This window comes from Knoellia sp. B-D-2, from assembly GCF_057714695.1.
This window is the reverse complement of record NZ_CM173189.1, coordinates 1,243,157-1,262,753: the sequence shown is the minus strand read 5'-3', so window position 1 is coordinate 1,262,753 and position 19,597 is coordinate 1,243,157. Positions and strand designations below refer to the sequence as shown.

Sequence of the window (19,597 nt, the reverse complement as noted above, 5' to 3'; positions counted from 1 at the left end):
ATGACCAGCGATCACGGCATCCTCGAGGTGCGCATCGCCGCGCCGGCCGAGCACGCGGCGCACATCGCGCAGCTCCTCGTCACCGAACGTCTGGCCGCCTGCGCCCAGGTGCTCCCCGGCATGACGTCGACCTATCGCTGGGACGGCGAGGTCGTCAGCTCCGACGAGCACCTCGTCATCGCGAAGTCGCACCGCGGCCGCTTCGACCGCATCTGCGAGCGGGTGGGCGAGATCCACCCCTACGAGACGCCCGAGATCATTGCCGTTCCCGTGATCGACGCCAGTGCCTCGTATGCCGCGTGGCTGCTCGCCGAGATCAGCGCCGGCGAGCCCTTGTGACAGACCCGACAGGCCAGCCGGACCCGACGGACGACGCGGTCGCGCACGAACTCAAGGGCAGCACCCCGGACGCACCCGAGGCCGTCGTCCTCGTGCTCCACGGCGGCGGCGAGACCGGCTACGGCCCGGTCGAGTGGATGCGGGGACCCGTCCTGCGGATGTGGCCGTTCGCCAAGGCGATCGAGCGCCGGGCTGGCGACCGGCTCGCCGTGCTGCGCCTCAAGAACCGCTACTTCGGCTGGAACGGCTCCGACGCAACGCCGTTGGTCGACGCACGTTGGGCGCTCGACCAGGTGAGGGAGCGGTATGCCGGGTTGCCCGTCGCGCTCGTCGGCCACTCCATGGGTGGCCGGGTCGCACTGCACCTGGCCGGTGAGCCCGACGTCACCGTGGTGGCCGGTCTGGCGCCGTGGGTGAACGGCGGGGACCCGGTCCACGGACGCCCCGGCCTCGACGTCCTGCTCATGCACGGCGTGCGCGACCGGATCACCGACCCGCGGCGGAGCAAGGCGCTCGCCGAACGCCTGCGGGCCCAGGGCGCGAGCGTCACGTGGCGGCCGGTCGACGGCGACGGGCACGCGATGCTCCGGCACCCGCTGACGTGGCACCGCGAGGTCGCGGACTTCGTCGCCGGCTCGATCCTGCCCTGAACGCGCGCCTCGTGTGCCCCTGAGGGTGCTAGAGCGCGCCCTCAGTCACACGAGGGGAGGTCTTGGCGAGGCCGAACCAGCTCACGACCCCTCCGACAGTCAGCAGCCCGGCACAGATCACCATCGCCGCGCGGAAGCCCGACGTCATCGCGCCGGGGTCGAGGTAGTCGTCCCCGGACAGCCCCACGAGGGCCGGGAGCGCGGCGACGGCGAGCAGTGAGCCGGCGCGCGCGACGGCGTTGTTCACCCCACTGGCGACACCGGCATACCGGTCGGGTGCAGCGGCGAGCACGGTCGCGGTGAGCGGGGAGACGAGCAGTGCCAGACCGAGCGAGAACACGATGAGGCCGGGCAGGACCGTCCACCACGTCGCACCTGCGCCGGCGGGAAGCAGGAGCAGCACCCCAGCCGCGCAGATGGCCGGGCCGAGGGCCATGGGGATCCGTGGACCGATCCGCTCGGAGAGCTGGGCGGCCCTCGAGGACAGGAACATCAGCGCGATGGTCGTGGGCAGCCCGGTGAGCCCGGCCGACAGCGCCGACCAGCCCGCCGAGACCTGCAGCTGGAGGACGAGGATGAAGAAGACGACACCGAGCGCGCCGTAGACGACCAGCGTCATGCCGTTCGCCGCCGAGAAGACCCGGTCCCTGCAGAGGCCGAGCTGCACCAGCGGTGTGCGAGAACGCGACTCGACGACCACGAAGCCCACCGCCGCCGCGACGGCAAGCACCGACAGGGCCACGAGCAGGCTGCGGCTCATCGACGCCGACGCGGTGAGGGCGTAGGTGAGCGCACCCAGCGACAGCACGGTGAGGCCGCCACCGAGGACGTCGAAGCCCCGCCCGGTCGCCTCGGTGTCGCGGGTCTCGGGTGTCGTCCACAGCGTGAGGGCGATGACGGCGAGGCACAGCGGCACGTTGATCCCGAAGATCCACCGCCAGCCGCCGTTGTCGACGAGCCACCCACCGACGAACGGGCCGATCGCCGCGGAGATGCCCGACAGCCCGGCCCACGTGCCGATGGCGGCGGCCCGGTCCTCGCGGGCGAAGACCGACTGGATGATCGCCAGCCCACCGGGGGTGAGGAGCGCCGCGCCGATTCCCTGCAGCACCCGGGTGGCGATGAGCTGCCCGGGCGTCTGGGCGACGGCGCACAGGACGCTCGCGACGAGGAACCAGCCCATCCCCCAGAGGTAGACGCGACGGCGTCCCAGGCGGTCACCGAGCGCGCCCCCGACGAGGACGAGCGAGGCGAGCGCCAGCATGTAGCCGTTGATGACCCACTGCAGCTGCTCCAGTGACGCGTCGAGCTCGGTGCCGATCGTCCGCAGGGCGACGTTGACGACCGACCCGTCGAGGATCGCGATCCCCGAACCGAGGGTCACGGCGGTCAGGGTGAGGCGGCCACGCCGCGAGTCACGGGTGAGGAGTTCGGTCACGCGCTCATTCTGGCCCCCACGGGGACACACGAACGCCCCCTCGAGATCCGGGCTCTCGAGGGGGCGTTCGTGTGCTCGGGAGGGTCAGCCCACCGAGTCGTTGTACTGCTTGATCTGCGCGCTCAGCGACTCCGCGGCCTTGGTCATGGCCTGCTGCGGGTCGGTGCCGTTGAGGGCGGCCTCGAGACCGTCCTCGGAGGCCTTGCGCGCCTGCGGCATGACACCGAGGAGGCAGCCCTGCGTCGCCTTGCTCAGCTTGGTGTTCTCGAGCTGCTGCACGGCGACGTCGAAGAGCGGGTTCGCCTTGCGGTAGGTGACGTCAGCGGGCTCCTCGAGGGCGCCCTTGCTGATCGGGAAGTAGCCGGTGCCGATGTGCCACTGGGCCTGGCTCTTGGGGTCGGCGAGGAACTTCACGAAGCGCCACGCGGCCTCCTTGTTGGCGTCCTCGTGGTTCTCCCCGTTGATCCACAGCGAGGCGCCGCCGATGATCGGGCCGCCCTCGGTGCCGGCCTTGATGTGCGGGTAGTTGGCGGCGCCGAGCTCCCAGCCGCCCTCCTTGGCCGCCTTGCTGTAGCCGCCGAGCTGGCCGGTCGACTCGAGCGTGATGGCGAGCTGACCGGACTTGAACGCCGCCTGGGCGGCCTTGGTGTCGCGGCCGGTGTTGGAGGCATAGCCGTCCTTGACCATCTGCTGCCACCACTTGACGACCTCGACGGCCTCGGGCTGGTCGAAGAGCACCTTCGTCGCCTTGCCGTCGCGGCCGTTGCCCTGGTCGCAGTACTCCTTGCCGTCGGTCGCGATGAACTGCTCGAGCAGCCAGCCGTAGATGGCGGCGCCGAAGCCGTAGTCGGCCGGGCCGCCGCCCTTCTTGGACAGCTTCTCGGCGGCGGTGCGGATCGCGGCGAGGTCCTGCGGCGGCTTCTCCGGGTCGAGCCCGGCGGCCTTGAAGAGGCTCTTGTTGTAGTAGAGCACCGGCATCGAGGTGTTGAACGGCATCGAGTTCAGCTTGTCGTCGATGCTGTAGTAACCGGTGATGTTGGGCTGGAGGTCGGTGACGTCGAGCTTGTCGCGCTCGATGAACGACTGCATCGGGATGGTCTGCTTCGCGTCGATCATGAAGCGGCTGCCGATGTCGTAGATCTGGATGACGTCCGGCGTCGACTTGCTCTGGATCGCCGCCTTGTACTTGGTGATCGCGTCGTCGTACTTGCCGGCGTACGTCGCCTTGACCTCGATCTTGCCCGTGTTCTGGGCGTTGAAGTCGGTGACGAGCTTGGTCAGCGCCTCGGCGTTGGTGCCGTCCATCGCGTGCCAGAACGCGACCGTCGTCACGCCGCTGGCCTTGTCGAGGACGTCGGCGGCCGGAGCCCCTCCGCTGGCCTTGTCGCCGCCCTCTCCGGTGCTCCCGTCACCGGTGTCGCCGCCGCCGCAGGCGGCGAGGAACAGCGACGCGGACACGATCCCCGCCGGCACGGCATACCTCAGTCGGCGTCGGCTGTGGACGCCCCTCGTCGTGGTCTTCACGTCGAACTCCTTCATTGACTACTTGACGGCGCCCGTGGTGAGCCCACGAACGATGAAGCGCTGCCCGAAGATCACGAGCAGAAGGGTGGGGAACAGCGCGAGCATGACTCCGGCGAGGACCATCCCGGGGGAGTCCGAGTCCGAGCTCTGCAGCTGGCTGATCCCGATCTGGATTGTCTGGTTCTCGGGGGCCTCGGTGGCGAGAAGCGGCCAGAAGTACATGTTCCAGGCCGAAAGCGCCGACCAGATGCCGAGGGCGGCGAGGCTGGGACGGCTGAGCGGCAACAGGATCGAGAAGAGGAACCGCACGTGCCCGGCCCCGTCGACTCGCGCCGCGTCGCGCAGCTCCATCGGGAACGAGAGGAAGGACTGGCGCAGCAGGAACGTCCCGAAGCCGGTCGCGAGGAACGGCAGGGTCAGCCCTGCGATCGTGTCCTTGAGTCCCCACTGCGAGATGAGCAGGTAGTTCGGGATGATGATCGACTCGAACGGGATCATCATCGTCGACAGGAACACGGCGAACCAGAACCCGCGCCAGCGCAGGTTGAGGAAGACGAACGCGTATGCCGCGAGCGCGCTCGTGATCATCTGGCCGAGCGTGATGCCCAGGGTCTGCAGGACGCTGGTGAGGTACTGGTCGCCCAGCGGGATGATGTCGAGCGCGTTCGAGTAGTTCTCCGGGTGGACGCCGTTCTTGGGGTAGAGCGCCGGCGGGAAGCTGTTGGTGTCGCGCTCGCCCATGAGCGAGCCGACGAGCCCGTAGTAGACCGGGAACAGCACGATGAGGAAGAGCACCCCGAGGATGAGGTAGGTGCCGATGTTGCTCTGGCGCCGACCGGCCCTGGCCTTCTTCGGCGCGGCCTTCCCGGGTGTGGCGACCGGTTCCTTCGTCACCGATGTCACCGGTAGAACACCCGCCTCTCGAGCACGCCGAACTGCAGCGCGGTGATGATGAGCACGATGACGAGCAGGACCATCGCCTGTGCCGACGCGTAGCCGTAGTTGCTGTTGTTGTTGGCGAACGCCTGCTCGTAGATGGAGTAGACGAGCGTCGTCGTCCGGTCCTCGGGCCCACCGACGGTGAGGATCTTGATCTGCCCGAAGCTCTGCAGCGAGTGGATCGTGCCGACGACGACGAGGAAGAACAGCTGCGGGGTGAGCAGCGGCATGACGATCGAGCGCTGCAGCCGCAGACCGGAGGCACCGTCGAGCCGCGCCGCCTCGAGGACGTCCTCGGGCAGCGCGCCGAGCCCCGCCGAGAGGACGAGCAGGTTGTAGCCGATCTGCATCCACACCGTCGCGCCCGAGACCGACCACAGGGCGAGGTCGGGGTTGGTGAGCCACTGCACCTTGTCGATGCCGAAGGTGTTGAGGATGCCGTTGAGGACACCGGATGCGGGGTTGAACAGCACCCCGAAGATCACCGACGCCGTGGCCACCGAGAAGGCGAACGGCAGCGCGAAGGCGGTCCGGAAGAACCGCACACCCTTGATCCGCGACTGCAGGAGCAGCGCGATGAGCAGGGCGATGGCAATGCTCGGGATGACCGTGAGGATCGTGAACGCGAAGGTCACCCACAGCACCTGGAGGAAGTCCGGGTCGCTGAACAGTCGCGTGTAGTTGACGAGGCCGACGAACCCGCTCGGGTTGCCGAGGATGTCGGTGCCCTGGACCGACAGCAGGATCGACTTCACCAGCGGCCAGAAGATGAAGACCCCGAAGACGACCAGCGCGGGCAGGAGGTAGAGGAGGGCGACGAAGGGTTCGCGGCGCGCCTCGCGGCCCACGGGGGTCGGCGAAGGGGTCCCGCTGCGCTCTCCGGGATCCTCACCGGAGTCGTGCTCGGGGAGCACCTTTTCGCCGGACGTCGTCGTCACGTCGTCTACCTCGTCCCTCTTCGTTGCGGGTGTGGCGTCATGCTAGGCGGAATTGGGGATTTTCTGTCCACCCGTGCGTGCCGCGGTGTGATTTCTTCGGCCGCGATTCCCGGTCCCTGAACAGCGCGTATGCCGTCCCTCCCGGTTAGTTTGGTCGGACCATCCGCTCGGCGAGGGACTGACGCATGATCCGGTTCGACGATGTCACCAAGCAGTACCCGGACGGCACCGTGGCCGTCGACCACCTGACCCTCACCGCGCCGACGGGCAAGATCACCGTCCTCGTCGGACCGTCCGGCTGTGGCAAGACGACGTCGCTGCGGATGGTCAACCGGATGATCGAGCCCTCGAGCGGCACGATCACGCTCGACGGCCAGGACACCGGGCGCATGGACGAGGCCGAGATGCGCCGCGGGATCGGCTACGTCATCCAGCACGCCGGACTCTTCCCGCACCGCACCGTCCTCGACAACGTCGGCACCGTCCCGCGCCTGCTCGGCTGGGACAAGAAGAAGACCCGCGACCGCTCGCGCGAGCTCCTCGAGCGGGTGGGCCTGGCTCCCGAGCTGGCCGACCGCTACCCGTCCCAGCTCTCCGGCGGGCAGCAGCAGCGGGTCGGTGTGGCCCGGGCGCTCGCGGCCGACCCGCCGGTGATGCTCATGGACGAGCCGTTCAGCGCGGTCGACCCCGTCGTGCGCGACCAGCTCCAGGACGTGTTCCTCGACCTCCAGTCCGAGCTCGGCAAGACGATCATCTTCGTCACCCACGACATCGACGAGGCCATCAAGCTGGGTGACCAGGTGGCGGTGCTGCGGGTCGGCGGCAAGCTCGCGCAGATGTCCGACCCGGCCTACCTGCTCGCGCACCCGGTGGACGACTTCGTCGCGGACTTCGTCGGACGCGACCGGGGCTACCGCTCGCTGCAGTTCCAGCCGGCTCCGCGGCTGCCGCTGCGCTCCGAGCGCACGCTCGTGGTCGGGGAGTCGACCGAGGGACTCTCCGAGCCGTGGGTGCTCGTCGTCGACGACGAGCGCCGACCTCTCGGCTGGGTCGAGCCCGCTCGCATCAACGGCGACGTCACCTCCGAGGCGCTGCACCGCGGCGGCACCGTCGCGCGGGCGTCGGGTTCGCTGCGCGGCGCGCTCGACGCGGCGCTGTCGTCGCCGTCGCGTCGCGGCGTCATCGTCGACGACTCCGGGACCCTCGTCGGGACGGTGCGCGGACACGAGGTCCTCTCGCTCATCGAGTCGGCCGATCGCCCGGACGTGGACCGACCGGACGCCCTGGCCGGACACCGCGGTGAGGGCCCGGCGTGACCTGGGTCAACGACCACTGGGGCGAGATCTTCACGCTCGCCCGCAGCCACGTCTGGCTGTCCGGGGTGCCGCTCGTCCTCGGACTGCTCATCGCGCTGCCGCTCGGCTGGGCGGCGCGACGCTGGTCGCGGCTCTACCCCGTGCTCATCTCGACGTCGGGCCTGCTCTACACGATCCCGAGCCTCGCGCTCTTCGTCCTCATGCCGATCCTCCTCGGCACCAAGGTGCTCAACCCGGTCAACGTCGTCGTGGCCATGACCATCTACACCGTGGCCCTGCTCGTGCGCACCGTCGCCGACGGTCTCGGGTCCGTCCCGGACCACGTCCTCCAGGCGGCCCAGGCCATGGGATACGGCGGACTGCGCCGCTTCTTCGGGGTCGAGCTCCCGCTGGCCGTGCCGGTCATCGCGGCCGGGCTGCGGGTGGCGGCGGTGAGCAACGTCAGCATCGTCTCCGTCGCGTCGTTGATCGGGGTGCCCCAGCTCGGCAACCTCCTCACCGACGGCTACGACCGCTTCATCACGGCCGAGATCATCGCCGGCATCGTCGCGTGCGTCGTCCTGGCACTCGTGTTCGACGGCCTCATCCTCTTCGGGGAACGCCTGCTCACCCCGTGGCGTCGAGCCCAGGGGGCACGGTCGTGATCCCCAGCATCCTCGAGTGGCTCACCTCGTCGGCCACGTGGTCGGGTGACTCCGGGCTGGGCGCCCGCATCGTCCAGCACCTCTGGTACAGCCTGCTCGCCGTGGCGATCGCCGCGGTCGTCGCCATCCCGCTCGGGCTGTGGGTGGGACACACCGGGCGCGCCAAGTGGCTCGTGACGCTGGCCAACTCCCTGCGCGCGGTGCCGACCCTGGGGCTGCTCTTCGCGGTGGCGCTGTGGCTCGGACCGAAGTTCTCGTCCGACCTCGCGTTCCTCATCCCGAGCGTCGTCGTCCTCGTCGTCCTCGTCATCCCGCCGATCCTCTCCGGCGTGTATGCCGGCGTGGAGGCCGTCGATCCGGCCGCACGGGACGCGGCGCGCGGGATGGGGATGCGGGGGATGCAGGTCGTCCGGCAGGTCGAGATCCCCAACGCCCTGCCGCTCATCCTCTCCGGGCTGCGTTCGGCGTTCCTCCAGGTCATCGCGACGGCGACGGTCGCGGCATACGTCGGTCTCGGGGGTCTGGGGCGCTACCTCATCGACGGCATCAAGACGGGCGACTACGTGTCCACGGCCGGTGGGGCGATCGTCGTCTCCCTCCTCGCCCTGGCGGTCGACGGACTGCTCGCCCTGGTCCAGCGGGCTGTCGTCTCGCCCGGCCTGACCCGCGGGACGGGCGGTCGCTCCCGCCGTGGGCGCCTCCTCCCGGAGGACGCCACGGCCACGGGCGCGGTGGGTGAGCAGGCAACGGAAGGGTCGCGGGGCCCTGCCGATGGAATGTCCGAGGCCGGAGGAACAGTTGACACCCCCAAGGCCTGATCACGGGTCGCCCTCGACCGTGCCTGCGGGCGCGGCCGTGGTCGCACGACGTCGCACCACTGCTCGACGAGCACCACGCCACAGCACCGTCTCAGCGAAGGACACCACATGAAGCGCATGACCTCGGTACTCGCAGTCACCACGGCCGCCATCCTCGGACTGAGCGCCTGCGGCGGCGGCTCCGACCCCCTCGACACGTCCTCGCCCGCGGCCAGCGGCAGCGCGTCCAGCGGTGGCGCGGTCGTCATCGGCTCCGCCGACTTCCCCGAGTCCGAACTGCTTGCCGAGATCTACGCGGGCGCGCTCAAGGCGAAGGGCATCGACGCCTCGACCAAGCCGCGTATCGGCTCGCGCGAGATCTACCTCAAGGCGCTCGAGGACGGCTCGATCCAGGCCGTGCCCGAGTACACCGGAGCCCTCGGCTTCTTCTACGACAAGGCGTTCGCCGAGACCGACCCGGAGAAGGTCTACACCTCGGTCCAGGGGCTCCTCCCCGCCGAGTTCGCGATGCTCGAGAAGTCGGCCGCGGAGGACAACGACTCGATCGTCGTCACCAAGGAGACGGCCGACTCCCAGAAGCTGAAGACCATCGCGGACCTCAAGGACAAGGCCGGCGAGCTGTCGCTGGGCGCGCCGCCGGAGTTCAAGGCGCGTCCGCAGGGCGTCCCGGGGCTGACCAAGACCTACGGCGTCACCTTCGGGTCCTTCCGTGAGCTCACCGGTCAGGCGCTCGTCCAGGCCTTGAAGAACGGTCAGGTCGACGCGGCCAACATCTTCACCACGGACCCGTCGATCGCCGAGAACGGGTTCGTCTCGCTCGAGGACACCGACAAGCTCTTCGGGTCGCAGAACATCGTCCCGCTCGTGGCGAAGGACCGGTCCGAGGAGCTCGCGCCGGCGCTCAACGCCGTCTCGAAGGCGCTCACGACCGAGGTCATCTCGGGCCTGCTCAAGCAGACGGTCACGGACAAGAAGGACGCCAAGGACGTGGCGGCGGAGTTCCTCAAGAGCAACAACCTCGGCTGACGCGACGCACAGATCCGTCACCCACGGCGCCCCTCCCGACTCCGGTCGGGAGGGGCGCCGCTCGCGTCCCGGAGCGTGCAGCACCGCAACCCCGGCGCCGAGCGCGTCGGGGTTCGGGTCGGGGTCATCGTCGGTGGTGGGTGTCGTCGCCGGAGGCGCGGTCGAGGCCGGAGTCGAGCCGGGCCAGCGCGTGGTCATAGGCACCGCGGGTGCGGTCCCAGACGATCTGTTCTCGTCCGTGGGGGTCGCGGTCGAGCCACCCGTGGAAGCCTTGAGTGTGGACGGTCGTGTGGTGTCGTTGGCAGAGCAGCGCGGCGTTGGTGATGTCGGTGGCTCCGCCGTCGACCCAGTGGATGAGGTGGTGGGCGTCGCACCAGGACGCGGGGGCGTCGCACCCCGGATAGGTGCAGTGCCGGTCACGCAGCCAGAGCCGCTTGATCTGCGCCGGGGTGAACCACCGCTCGGCTCGACCGAGGTCGACGACCTCCCCGCGGCTGCCCAGGACCGTCGGGATGATCGTCGCGTCGCAGGCCCAGCGCCGGACGGTCTCAGGGGTGGCCAGCTCGCCGGTGGTCAGTCCGCCCAGCAGGGTCGCGCTCCCGGCCCGCCGCTGCAGGTCCTCGAGGGAGATGGTGACGAACACCTGGGCCTTCGTCGAGGACCACGTGCGATCGCCGGCGGCCTGCGCGCGGGCGATGACCGTGAGGAGGGCCTCGGCGCGGCGCTGGTCGTGCGGACGCAGGTCGGGCTCGCCGTCCACGGGCGCCGGAGCAGAGAGGGGCCCGATGGCTGCCTCGAGGATGGCCCGCCCCGACCGGGAGACACGCAGGAGGTACTCCCACAGTCCGGGCGCGATCTCCTTGCCGGCGGACAGGGACACTCCTCGGGCGGCCCGCTCCTCGCTGTCGTCGAAGGAACCCTCCGCTCCGTACCGCGCCAGCAGTGCCTCGCGCAGCCGCCGGACCGTGCGGGCGTCGTGACGTTCGCCGAGAGTCATCAAGCCCTCCCACACGCTGTCGACGGCCTCGGGGTTGAGGTGGGGTTTGAGCAGACGCATCTCCGAGAGCGCGACCTGCGCGGTACCGACGCTGACGCGACCGGACACCACCGCGTCACGAAGGATCCGGTGGCGCGACTCCCGGCAGGCCGCAGCGACGTGGACGAGTCGGCTCGCACCGGCCGCCGCGTAACGGCGGTGGTGAGCCGCAACCCACTCGCGCGCGCTCTGTGGCGGGGCCTGCGTCCCGGGTTCACCGCGCTCGAGGGCCTCGATCGTGATGGCGACCTCGGCACCTTCGGCGACCGCTGACAGCTCGCCCAGGGCCTCCATCCCCTGCGCGAGCTCGGTCCCACTGGCCTGCCACAACACGGACGGGAGGGTCGCCGCGGCCTCCCGCGCAGCCCGCATCCGCTCCACGCACTCCGCGTAGGTCAGCTGCGTCCCCGTTGCCATGAAGAACACACTAGGGGTGCCCACTGACACTCCCCTGACCGCGAGCAGGACTGTGTCGCAGGTGTATCCGGCCGGTCGCATGCCAGAAACCTCACTCGTCACAGGTGGCTCAGGCGTTGCGCATCATCCGGGAAACGTCACGAACGAGACGCATGGAAATTCATCGAGCCCCACCGACGCGGCGGTCGGTGGGGCTCGAAAGTGTTGACGGCGAGTCAGTCCCAGGGGTCAGGAGCCGCGAGGAGCTCGTCGGCGTTGGCCGGCTTCTCCACGCCGGAGCTCGACGCCCCAGGCGCCTCCTCGGACGACGCCTTGGGCGCCTCTGACGCCTCGATGGTCTCGGCGGTCGGCTCGGCCCGGACGGCCGGGTCCTTGTCGTCCTCCGCGGGTGCCGCGTCGTGCGCCGTCGTGTCTTCCGAAGCGGCCGACTGGGTCGCCGCCTCGGTCGTCGCCGCGGCACGCTCGGCGAGGCTGCCCGCGTCATCCCACGGGTCGGGCGACGAGAGGAGGGCGTCGGCATCAGGCGTGGGCCGGTCCTTCGCCGGCTCGATCGTGGCCGGAGGCTCGGGCGCGGCGTCGTCGGCTTCCTTGAGGGCGCGCGATGCAGTGACTGGCGCCGCAGGTGCTGAGCCGGTGGGCTCGTCCCACGGGTCGACGTCGGCGGGAGTCGGCGCGGACTGCGAGGTCTCCGCCTTGGGCTCGGAGTCGGTGTCCGCAGCCTCGCCGGCGTCGGCGACCGTGGACGCCGCGGCAGGTGCTGAGCCGGTGGGCTCGTCCCACGGGTCGACGTCTGCGGGAGTCGGCGCGGACTGGGCGGTCTCGGTCTCGGTTTCGATCTTGAGCTCGGAGTCGGTGTCGGTGTCGGCAGCCTCGCCGGCGTCGGGGACCGCAGGCGCCGCGGCAGGTGCTGAGCCGGTGGGCTCGTCCCACGGGGCGGGAGTCGGCGCGGACTGGGCGGTCTCGGTCTCGGTTTCGATCTTGAGCTCGGAGTCGGTGTCGGCAGCCTCGCCGGCGTCGGGGACCGCAGGCGCCGCGGCAGGTGCTGAGCAGGTGGGCTCGTCCCACGGGTCGACGTCTGCGGGAGTCGGCGCGGACTGGGCGGTCTCGGTCTCGGTTTCGATCTTGAGCTCGGAGTCGGTGTCGGCAGCCTCGCCGGCGTCGGGGACCGGGGACGCCGCGGCAGGTGCTGAGCCGGTGGGCTCGTCCCACGGGTCGACGTCGTCACTCGACGCGGTCGCCGCCTCCGGGTGCGTTGCTGCCTCGGTACCTGCGACGGGCGCCGACGGCGACGCCGGCGTACCCGCGGGCGCTGCGGTGCCGGGGCTGTCCCATGGGTCGACGTCGTCCGTCGAGGCTGCGGCCGCCCGCTCGGCCTTCTCGGGGGAGGGCTCACCCTCGGAGGCGCCGGCTTTCTCGGTGGGTGTGGCGGGTGCGTCCCAGGGGTCGGCTTCGGCGGTGGGTGCCGGGGTGTGGACGTCCGTGGTGGTGCTCGGGGTGGGTGCGTCCCAGGGGTCGGCCTCGACCGTCGGCGTCTCGCCGCTCGGTGTCGCCGGTGTCGCAGCGGCGGCACCGGCGTCGCTGTCGGCTACGACGACGACCGCTGCACCCGCGCCAGGGGTCGCGGCGGCAGGAGCGGGACCGGAGGGAGCAGCGTCACCGGACGTGACGGCATACGCGGGTTCGGTGACCTCGGTCGCGTCGACGTCGTCCTGACCGCGACGCACCGCGGCCAGCAGCATCTGCGCGACGTCGACGACCTCGACGTCCTCGCCGACCCCCTCGGCCTGCTTGGCGGTGAGCCCGTCGGAGATCATCACGCGGCAGAACGGGCAGCCGATGGCGATGCGGTCGGCACCGGTGGCCAGGGCCTCCTCGGTGCGGTTCATGTTGATCCGCCCGCCGAGCTTCTCCTCCATCCACATGCGCGCGCCACCGGCGCCGCAGCAGAACGACTTCTCCTTCGAGCGCTCCATCTCGCGCAGCTCGACGCCGGGCAGCGCACCGATGAGCTCGCGCGGCGGGGCGTAGACGTTGTTGTGACGGCCGAGGTAGCACGGGTCGTGGTAGGTCACCGTCGCCGCCGTCGACGCCGCGTTCTTGGCCGACGACATCCCGGGAGCATCGGACGGACGGGCCACCGGCACGAGCTTCTTGTCCCGGACGAGCCGGTTGAGCAGCTGGGTGTGGTGGACGACCTCGAACGAGCCGCCGAGGTCGGGGTACTCGTTCTTGATCGTGTTGAAGCAGTGCGCGCACGTGACGACGATCTTCTGGGCGCCGACGCCGGTGAGCGTCTCGACGTTCTGCTGGGCGAGCATCGAGAAGAGCATCTCGTTGCCGGCGCGCCGCGCGGAGTCGCCGGTGCAGGTCTCGCCGTCACCGAGGACGGCGAACGTCACACCGGCGGTGTCGAGGAGCTCGGCGACGGCGCGGGTGGTCTTCTTGGCGCGGTCCTCGTAGGCACCGGCGCAGCCGACCCAGAACAGGTAGTCGACCTCGGACGCCGACTCGACGTCCTTGCCGAGGATCTTGACCTCGAACGGGAGGTCCTTCGCCCAGTCGAGCCGGGCCCGCGCACCCATGCCCCACGGGTTGCCCTTGGACTCGAGGTTCTTGAACAGCCCGCCGAGCTCGGAGGGGAACGCCGACTCGATGAGGGTCTGGTAGCGCCGCATGTCGACGATGTGGTCGACGTGCTCGATGTCGACGGGGCACTGCTCGACGCACGCGCCGCAGGTCGTGCACGACCAGAGGACGTCCTCGTCGATGATCGCGCTCGGCTCCCCGTCCGGTCCGATCCCGAGAGGGTTGTATGCCGTGCGAGGGTCACCGATCTCGTAGCCGGTCTTGCCGATGAGGGGCCGCTCCGCGAGCGCCGTGAATGCGCCGGGCAGGGACGCGCGCGCCTCGTCGGAGGCGGTCAGCCACGGCGACTTCGCGTCGACGTGGTCGCGCAGCGCCATGACGAGCATCTTGGGGGAGAGCGGCTTGTCGGTGTTCCAGGCGGGGCACTGCGACTGGCAGCGCCCGCACTCGGTGCAGGTGGAGAAGTCGAGCAGGCCCTTCCACGTGAAGTCCTCGACCTTGCCGACCCCGAGGACCGGCTCGGGCGCGTCCTCAACGTCGTGCATCGCCTCCATCGCCTCCATGGAGAACGGCGTGCCGTCGCCCATCGTCATCGGCTTGAGGTTGCCGAGCGCGGTCCGGCCGGAGGCCTCGCGCTTGAACCAGATGTTGGGGAAGGCGAGGAAGCGGTGCCAGGCCACGCCCATCGTCGGCTGCAGCGCGACCGTGATCATCCAGGCGAACGAGATGATGATCTTGATCGCGGCGACGAGGACGACGAGCGTCTCGAGGGTCGAAACCGACAGCCCCGACCAGAGACCTGACATCCAGCCGGTGAGCGGGAAGTGCAGCGCGATGCTCTCCTCCGGCTCCACGGCGGAGACCAGGGCGGCCTCGAGCGTGCGCAGGAGGAGGATGCAGAGGGTGACGCCGAGGATGGTGGCCTCGACGTAGTAGGCCTGCCACCACGTGGACCCGAAGAAGCGCGACTGGCGGCCGTTCTCGCCCGCGGCCGAGCGGGGGTGCTGGCGCTGGCGGATCGTGATGAGGACGATGATGCCGATGAGCCCGCCCCAGGCGAAGAGCTCGGTCATCCACTCGAACGGCGGGAAGTGCCCGACGAGGGGGAGGCGCCACATCGGTTCGATGAGCTGTCCGAACGCGTTGACGAGGGTGCCGAAGAGCAGCATGAACGACAGGGCCGTGAACCAGTGCGCCACCGCGACGACCGGGAGCCGCGACATGCGCGTGTGCCCGAGGAACTCCTTGGCCAGGGTCCAGGACCGCGCCAGCGGGGCGTCGGTGCGGCGCGGGTCGGGCTGGCCGACCCGGTAGAGCGTGACGAAGCGCCCGATCTGCCGGAAGAGCAGCGCCCACCCCACGAGCATGAGCGGGAAGCAGAGCGCGATGGCGACGATCTGGAGCGCGGACATGCCCGCGAGTCTACTGAGCACTAAGCGCTCGCATACTTCTCGGTGACAGGCCTCGCACGAGGTGTGTCAGGACTCACGTGGCCACGCTCGACCCGGCCCCTGACGCCACTCCGACGTCCCGCCCCCGACTTATTGCGCTTTCCGGTCAACAGCTTTCGGCGACCGGCCACGCCAGTACTGACCGGAAAGCGCAATAAGTCGGCCCTTGCTGACGGCGGCAGGTCGGCATGCGGCACGCGGGAGGCGGATCTGCGGATTGCGGACGCGGACTTCGGGCCTCCTACGAGGAGGTCCGCCGGACCGTGAATAACGCGGTGTTGGAATAGACATAAGTGACTCAGGTGTTTCTGAGACACTGGGCGCGACCAGCCCAGCCATCCCGTCGCGCCCCGCGCGCATTCACGAGAAGCAACGGAGACCTCATGCCCATCCTCGAGGACGTCACCCACGCCGTCGGCAACACCCCGCTCGTCCGGATCAACCGGATCATCGACGCCCCCGAGGGCACGACCGTCGCCGCGAAGCTCGAGTTCTACAGCCCGGCCAGCTCGGTCAAGGACCGCATCGGTGTCGCGATCATCGACGCGGCCGAGGCCTCCGGCGACCTCCAGGCCGGGGGCACCGTCGTCGAGGCCACCTCGGGCAACACCGGCATCGCGCTCGCCATGGTCGGGGCGGCCCGCGGCTACAAGGTCGTCCTCGCCATGCCCGAGACGATGAGCAAGGAGCGCCGCGCGCTGCTGCGCGCCTACGGCGCCGAGCTCGTCCTCACCCCCGGCTCCGAGGGCATGAAGGGCGCCGTGAGCAAGGCCGAGGAGATCGTCGCCGAGCGCGAGGGCGCCGTCCTCGCCCGCCAGTTCGCCAACGTGGCCAACCCCGAGATCCACCGCCGCACGACCGCCGAGGAGATCTGGCGCGACACCGACGGCAAGGTCGACATCGTCGTCGCGGGCATCGGCACCGGCGGCACCATCACCGGCGTCGGTCAGGTCCTCAAGGAGCGCAAGCCCGGCGTGCAGATCATCGCCGTCGAGCCCGAGGAGTCAGCCATCCTCAACGGTGGTGCCCCCGGTCCGCACAAGATCCAGGGCATCGGCGCCAACTTCGTCCCCGAGATCCTCGACACCGACGTCTACGACGAGGTCATCGACGTCAACGCCCAGACCTCCGTCGACTGGGCCCGCCGGGCCGCGACCGAGGAGGGCCTGCTCGTCGGCATCTCCTCCGGCGCCGCACTGGCCGCCGCCAACGAGGTCGCCACCCGCCCCGAGAACGCCGGCAAGACCATCGTCGTCATCATCCCCAGCTTCGGCGAGCGCTACCTGTCCACCATCCTCTTCGAGGGCCTCGTTGACTGACCTGCCCCGGTTGTCCGGCCTGCCGGGCGCGCTACTGCGGTCGCGTGTCCGGCGCGCCGTCGCGAGGGTGCGCGAGGACGTCGACGCCGCGGTTGCCCGCGACCCGGCGGCGGCCTCGCGCACCGACCTCGTGCTCAACTCGCCCGGGCTGCACGCGATCTGGTCGCACCGCCTCGCGCACAAGCTGTGGCTGCGGCCGCACCTCAAGCCGGTCGCGAGGTCCCTCTCCACCGCGACCCGGGCGGTCACCGGCGTCGAGATCCACCCGGGCGCCACCATCGGCCGGCGCTTCTTCATCGACCACGGCATGGGGGTCGTCATCGGCGAGACGGCCGAGGTGGGCGACGACGTCATGCTCTACCACGGGGTCACGCTCGGCGGCCGCACGCTGGCCAAGGTCAAGCGGCACCCCACCGTCGGGGACCGCGTGACGATCGGCGCCGGGGCGCGGATCCTCGGTCCCGTCGAGGTCGGTGACGACGTGCAGATCGGCGCGAACTCCGTCGTCGTCAAGGACGTCCCGTCGGGAGCGGTCGCCACCGGCATCCCCGCCACCGTGCGCTTCCCCGCCCACCCGGGCGACGACCCCTACGAGGCGCTCTTCAACTCACCGGCCATCTTCATCTGAGTCGGGGACGGGACCAGGTGCTGCCGTAGGCGCAGAACGCCTCGGCCCCCTCGACCGCACGCGCGGTCGCCCGCAGCGCGGTGGCGACGTCGGTGCCGTCGACGAGGCGGTGGTGCAGGTCGACCATGGCGGCCGCCGCGACGTCGTCGTGCACCGGATTCGTCGCCGCGACGACGCACTGCACGCCGAGGATGAGCAGCGCCGCGGCCAGCCCGAGCGGCTCGTCGCCGGCCCGTCCGCGGCTTCGGCCCACGTCGCACGCCGAGAGCACGACGAGCTCGGCGGCGACCGGTGCCGCGAGCTCGTGCGCGAACACCGGCCCGTCCGCCACGTCGAGACTCGAGAACAGTGGGCTCTGGTCGGCGTGGTGCCCGTGCGCCGCGAGGTGCACGACGCTCGACGTGGCCAGCGCGGAGCGCACGTCCGCGCTGACGGCGTACCCGGGTGTCGTGGTCACCTCTCCCACCCCCGTATGCCGTGACCACACCCGGGCGACCGCGTCCACCTCCTCGTGCCCTCGCGGCAGGCCGGGGCCGACGAGGGCGGCGACGGAGGGCGGGCGGTCGGAGGTGACTGCGCGGCGCACCCAGGCGGTGACGGACGGGCTCGCCACGACCGGGTGGTCAGCCAGTGACGGCAGCGCCCGCCAGGGGAGGGACGCCAGGGCGACGGTGGGGACGACGACGACGGTGCCGTCCGGGTCCAGGCCGCGCAGGAGTGCCGCGTCGACGTCCCGCAGCGACGCGGCCCGGGCGTGCCCGAGGAAGGCCGCCATCGACGGGCGGGAGACGGCCGCGGCGCGCACGTCCGACGTCGCCCGGGAGGCGATCGCGGCGAGCTCGTCGACGGGTCCGAGGACGCTCTGCCGGAGGCCGGACCTGTCGAGGACGAGGCGCACGACCGTCCCTCGCACCTCGTGGAACGTCACCAGGGTGGCGTGCCGCTCCTCCGTGGCGCGCCTCGCCTCCGGCGCCGTCGCCGGGGAGTCGTCGGTGTCGGTGTCGGCGTGGGAGGCGCGCACGGTGCGCAGCCGCCGCGTGATCTCGCTCTGGAGCATCGACACCTCGGTCTGGGTGCTCGTGTCCTCGTCGGCGGCACCGTGGTGGCGCACCCGACGCAGCCGGCGGACGAGCTCGGCGGTCTCGGGGTCGTCGGGTGGCCGGAGCGGCGGGACGCGGTGCGACGCCGCGCGCCAGCGCTCGACGCTCTCGAACAGCTCCTCCGGGGTCCCGGCGTCAGTTGCCTCGCCGACGTCGACGTCGCGGATGCGGGCGGCGTGGAAAGCGAGCCCGGCCCGCACCTCGAGGCTGTGGACGTCGCCCTGCTCGCGGGCGAGCCGCTGGGCCGCCTCACGCAGGATCCGGGTCGCGCGCTCCCGGTCGCCCTCGGCAGCCGCGAGCCGCGACGCCAGCAGGTGCTCGTGCAGGAGCGCGCCGAGGGGTCGCGGGTGGGCGGTCTCGAGCCGCTCGAGCTCCGCTCGCGCGCTCACGAGGTCGGCCCGGGCGAGGGCGACCTCGGCCCGGATGCGGGCGGCGAGACGGTCGGCCGGGAGGACCGGCACGGGGGTGTCCCACCGGGCCGCGACCCTGGCCGCCCGAGAGAGGTGGCGCCCGACGCCGAGGTCGACGGCGGCACCGAACAGCTCGACCTCCTCGGCCCGGGTCGTCGCGCGCAGCGCCCGGAAGGTCCGCGCCGCGTGGCCCGCCCGCACGCGTGCCTGCCTCGGGTCACCCCGGAGCAGCGCCGCCCGGGCCAGGTCGAGGTGGAGGTCGCCGCGCTCCAGCCGCTGCCGGTCGCGACGCGCGGCCTCGAGTCCGCGGTGGAGCACCCCCTCGGCCTCGTCGACGAGGCCGGCGTCGAGGAGGACCCTGGCGTGGTCGAGGTGTGCCTGCGCCAGCCCGACGTCGGTGTCCATCCCCGCGGCCTCGGCCATGAGCCGCAGGGCACCCGGGATGTCACCGGCGAGGTAGGCGACACAGCCGAGGTTGTGTCGCGCCTTGAACTCCTGGTGGCGGAAGCCGTGGCGGACGGCGACCTCGAGGGCCCGCTCCAGGTCGCGGCGACCGCCCTCGAGGTCCTGGAGGGACACCGCGGCCAGCCCACGGTTGATGAGGGCCGAAGTGCGCTCGCGCGGCACGAGCTCGTCGAGGTGGGGCTCGACGTGGGCGAGCTCGTCGAGGGCCTCGATCCAGTTCGAGCACATGACGTGGATCGCTCCGGCCTGGAGGTGCGCCTGCACCTCGAGGATGGGTGACGAGCGAGCGCGGGCGAGGTCGCGCACCCCGTCAAGGAGTGCGAGCGCGGCCTCCGGCCCGTCGATCCCCAGGCGGGAGACCGCCCGCGTGATGAGGATGCGGGCCCGCAGCCGTGAGACGTCGTCCTCGTCGCCGATGCCCCCGTCACCCGAGCCGTCGAGCTCGTCCAGCGCCGTCAGCGCCCGGGACAGGGCAGCGTCCGCCCGACGGTAGTGTCCCGCCGAGTTCTCGGACTGGCCCTTCGCGTGAAGGCTGAGGATGCGTTCGATCGTC

General features: G+C 71.0%; 15 protein-coding genes. 8 read left to right on the top strand and 7 right to left on the bottom strand.

Annotation, left to right across the window (positions count from 1 at the left end; all coding sequences use genetic code 11):
- Positions 1 to 339: a divalent-cation tolerance protein CutA gene (cutA, locus tag AC3EU2_RS06065; protein ID WP_488178816.1), complete on the top strand. Its 339-nt coding sequence runs from the start codon at positions 1 to 3 to the stop codon at positions 337 to 339.
- On the top strand, positions 336 to 989 hold the full coding sequence (locus AC3EU2_RS06060; RefSeq protein WP_488178815.1) for an alpha/beta hydrolase: 654 nt from the start codon (positions 336 to 338) through the stop codon (positions 987 to 989). Before cutA ends, AC3EU2_RS06060 begins: the two co-directional genes overlap by 4 nt.
- Before the next feature lie 28 nt (positions 990 to 1,017).
- Here the strand turns inward: AC3EU2_RS06060 and AC3EU2_RS06055 are convergent, their stop codons facing one another.
- The 4 genes from AC3EU2_RS06055 to AC3EU2_RS06040 form a co-directional block, all read right to left on the bottom strand.
- Positions 1,018 to 2,427 (bottom strand): MFS transporter, encoded by a 1,410-nt coding sequence (locus AC3EU2_RS06055; RefSeq protein WP_488178814.1) that lies wholly within the window; start codon positions 2,425 to 2,427, stop codon positions 1,018 to 1,020.
- Positions 2,428 to 2,511: 84 nt separating this feature from the next.
- A complete protein-coding gene (locus AC3EU2_RS06050) occupies positions 2,512 to 3,951 on the bottom strand; it encodes an ABC transporter substrate-binding protein (protein WP_488178813.1) in 1,440 nt (479 codons plus the stop codon).
- A gap of 18 nt (positions 3,952 to 3,969) precedes the next feature.
- Positions 3,970 to 4,845, bottom strand: a complete 876-nt coding sequence (locus tag AC3EU2_RS06045) for a carbohydrate ABC transporter permease (RefSeq protein WP_488178812.1) — start codon at positions 4,843 to 4,845, stop codon at positions 3,970 to 3,972.
- A gap of 5 nt (positions 4,846 to 4,850) precedes the next feature.
- Entirely contained in the window at positions 4,851 to 5,828 is a 978-nt protein-coding gene (locus tag AC3EU2_RS06040) for a carbohydrate ABC transporter permease (protein ID WP_488178811.1), read from the bottom strand.
- Between the two features lie 185 nt (positions 5,829 to 6,013).
- Between AC3EU2_RS06040 and AC3EU2_RS06035 the strand changes: the two genes are divergently transcribed.
- The 4 genes from AC3EU2_RS06035 (at position 6,014) to AC3EU2_RS06020 (ending at position 9,632) form a co-directional block, all read left to right on the top strand.
- On the top strand, positions 6,014 to 7,144 hold the full coding sequence (locus tag AC3EU2_RS06035) for an ABC transporter ATP-binding protein (protein ID WP_488178810.1): 1,131 nt from the start codon (positions 6,014 to 6,016) through the stop codon (positions 7,142 to 7,144).
- On the top strand, positions 7,141 to 7,788 hold the full coding sequence (locus tag AC3EU2_RS06030) for an ABC transporter permease (RefSeq protein ID WP_488178809.1): 648 nt from the start codon (positions 7,141 to 7,143) through the stop codon (positions 7,786 to 7,788). The genes AC3EU2_RS06035 and AC3EU2_RS06030 overlap by 4 nt, the downstream gene beginning before the upstream one ends.
- The gene (locus AC3EU2_RS06025; RefSeq protein WP_488178808.1) at positions 7,785 to 8,606 is read left to right on the top strand and encodes an ABC transporter permease; all 822 of its coding nucleotides are present in this window, start codon (positions 7,785 to 7,787) and stop codon (positions 8,604 to 8,606) included. The genes AC3EU2_RS06030 and AC3EU2_RS06025 overlap by 4 nt, the downstream gene beginning before the upstream one ends.
- Before the next feature lie 108 nt (positions 8,607 to 8,714).
- Complete coding sequence (locus AC3EU2_RS06020; RefSeq protein ID WP_488178807.1) at positions 8,715 to 9,632, top strand: ABC transporter substrate-binding protein; 918 nt, start codon at positions 8,715 to 8,717, stop codon at positions 9,630 to 9,632.
- Between the two features lie 124 nt (positions 9,633 to 9,756).
- On the opposite strand, the gene AC3EU2_RS06015 is transcribed toward AC3EU2_RS06020, so the two are convergent.
- Complete coding sequence (locus AC3EU2_RS06015; RefSeq protein ID WP_488178806.1) at positions 9,757 to 11,085, bottom strand: HNH endonuclease signature motif containing protein; 1,329 nt, start codon at positions 11,083 to 11,085, stop codon at positions 9,757 to 9,759.
- Positions 11,086 to 11,300: 215 nt separating this feature from the next.
- Positions 11,301 to 15,083, bottom strand: a complete 3,783-nt coding sequence (locus AC3EU2_RS06010) for a heterodisulfide reductase-related iron-sulfur binding cluster (protein WP_488178805.1) — start codon at positions 15,081 to 15,083, stop codon at positions 11,301 to 11,303.
- Positions 15,084 to 15,505: 422 nt separating this feature from the next.
- Between AC3EU2_RS06010 and cysK the strand changes: the two genes are divergently transcribed.
- Both cysK and epsC read left to right on the top strand, forming a co-directional pair.
- On the top strand, positions 15,506 to 16,441 hold the full coding sequence (cysK, locus tag AC3EU2_RS06005; protein ID WP_488178804.1) for a cysteine synthase A: 936 nt from the start codon (positions 15,506 to 15,508) through the stop codon (positions 16,439 to 16,441).
- Between the two features lie 67 nt (positions 16,442 to 16,508).
- Positions 16,509 to 17,069, top strand: a complete 561-nt coding sequence (gene epsC / locus AC3EU2_RS06000) for a serine O-acetyltransferase EpsC (RefSeq protein WP_488178803.1) — start codon at positions 16,509 to 16,511, stop codon at positions 17,067 to 17,069.
- On the opposite strand, the gene AC3EU2_RS05995 is transcribed toward epsC, so the two are convergent.
- Positions 17,062 to 19,350: a CHAT domain-containing protein gene (locus AC3EU2_RS05995; protein ID WP_488178802.1), complete on the bottom strand. Its 2,289-nt coding sequence runs from the start codon at positions 19,348 to 19,350 to the stop codon at positions 17,062 to 17,064. The genes epsC and AC3EU2_RS05995 overlap by 8 nt on opposite strands.
- Between the last annotated feature and the right edge of the window lie 247 nt (positions 19,351 to 19,597).